At 42.9% G+C, this 2,169-nt stretch carries 2 protein-coding genes; both read left to right on the top strand.

The features are described 5' to 3' along the window. On the top strand, positions 1 to 378 hold a 378-nt coding region (locus AC6F75_RS13980; protein WP_500715703.1), incomplete at its 5' end, for a hypothetical protein. 937 nt (positions 379 to 1,315) lie between these two features. Continuing rightward, the gene (locus tag AC6F75_RS13975) at positions 1,316 to 2,143 is read left to right on the top strand and encodes a hypothetical protein (RefSeq protein WP_500715702.1); all 828 of its coding nucleotides are present in this window, start codon (positions 1,316 to 1,318) and stop codon (positions 2,141 to 2,143) included. The last annotated feature ends 26 nt before the right edge of the window (positions 2,144 to 2,169 follow it).

Raw genomic sequence — 2,169 nt, 5'->3', positions numbered from 1 at the left:
TTCTTTAAACACTACAAATGGCCTTTGGCCGGTGTGCTTTTTATAATTCTTGTTGCCTGGGGCTACCACCAACTTACCAAACAACGCTGGATGGTCTGGCAGCAAGACCGGTATGTGGAAGTGAAATTTGATGAGAAATTACTGCAGGAAGGAAAATTGAAATTATACAATGATGACCGCATCAACAATTTAAAGAAAATAGAAGCCGGTTGCGACACCCGCTACAGAAGCCCTGATGGCAAGGCGCTTGTCTGGTATGGCAGAAACCCTGCCGGCAATCTGCAATACTTCTCCTCTCCCGGGCTACACCCGGAAACGGGTAAAACACTCCGGGAACTCTCTAAATACATGTTTGACAAATACGTTTGCCCTAAATAATTCAATCCCTTATCCTCCTCGTCACTCCGAGTGAAGCGAAGGTAGGTTGGGGCACAAAGAGATTCTTTAATTGAGTCGTCCCCTCCGCTTTGCCCCTTCCCGCCAGAGGCGGGAGGCGAAGAAGAAGTCCCCATCACTCCATCTCCCCATCTCCTTGTCGCCTTGTCCCCTTGTCACCTCGTCACCCCGAACCCCCAAATGCGTAAAAGAAGATCCCTCTCTTTTGCCACAAAGCCACTAAGGCACTAAGGAGCACAAAGGAATTCGTTAGAACTGAGCCGTCCACTCCGCTTTGCCCCTTCCCGCCAGAGGCGGGAGGCGAAGAAGAAGTCCCCATCACTCCATCTCCTCGTCACTCCGAGTGAAGCGAAGGAGGCCTTGTCACCTCGTCACTCCGAGTGAAGCGAAGGAGACCTTGTCACGCCGACGAAGGAGGTGTCGCACCCGAGTAAGCACGCACTACTTGGCAAAATTCTAAATACTATTCAGAACTTCTCTCACCCCGCTGCCCTGTTTCCCTACACTTCGGCTTCGCTCTGTGACCAGGGAGCCGCGCGCACTATTGGATTACTTCGTACTTCTAACTTCTTATCTCTAACTTTTCCAAAACTCACCCACTCAAAGACTCAAAGACTCACAAACTCACAACTGTCTTAATAGTTAATACTATTCAGAACTTCTCCCACCCCGCTGCCCTGTTTCCCTACACTTTGGCTTCGCTCTGTGATCAGGGAGCCGCGCGCACTATTTGAACTTCGTACTTCTAACCTCTTACCTCTAACTTTTCCAAAACTCACCCACTCAAAGACTCACAAACTCACAAACTCACAACTGTCTTAATACTTTTTTCACCAAAATGCGGAATCCCGTAAAATTTATTCTAAAAGTCATTATAAGTTTGATGTGCCAACAACTAAATCATCAAATTATGAGAAAAATGACTTTATTCATTGCAGGCCTGTTTATTTTGACATCATGCAACACTACATTTTATCAGGTTTACAAGGTTACACCTGCTGATAACAATGTGACAAAGAAAAACAACGGTTTGGTCTATGAAGATGCAAATTGTATAGTCACTTATAACCTTTGGGGAGAAAGCGGAGATTTTAGTTTTACCTTCTACAACAAAACCAATGACCCGATTTACATTCATATGGGCGAAAGTTTCTACATCAATAAAGATAGGGCTTATAACTATTATAAAGACAGGGAGTTTAGTTCATCAAGGGGGAGCGCAGCAAGTAGTTCACAGACTAATAGCATAAGTTCAACCGTGTTTGGGTTGAATTTTTTTGGTTTGCCACAGGCAGCTAAAGCGGGAAAATCAAAAACTGTCAATGTAGAAGGGATTAGCACAACATCTGTCACTCGAAAAGAAGAATTAATCATTACCATCCCCCCAAAAACATACAAAGTGATTGATGAATACCGAATCAATTCATTGGTATATCGGGATTGTGATTTGTTTTTATACCCAAGCCGAAATCAAATCAAAACACTGAACTTCAATGAATCCAACAGTCCAATTGTATTCAGTAACAGTATCAATTATACTGTGGGAGAATCCACCGAACCAATACATTTTGAGAATACTTTCTATGTCAGTGAAATAGGTAATTATCCAGAAAGCGAGATTACAGAAAAAAGTAGAGAAACAATTTGCGAGCAAAAATTGATGTCTCCATCACTTTACATAAAAGATACCGGTGTCGATAAATTTTATATCCGATATACAAAAGGGTCAAGCAGATTAAAACATTAAAATGAATGCTTTGATATGAGATTGCT

This window comes from Planktosalinus sp. (assembly GCF_059864935.1).
This window is presented reverse-complemented; position numbering and strand designations above follow the sequence as displayed.

What these genes read in the sequence shown, in the direction of transcription:
- AC6F75_RS13975 (WP_500715702.1), top strand. Translation starts at nt 1,316, where the DNA reads ATGACTTTATTCATTGCAGGCCTGTTTATTTTGACATCATGCAACACT.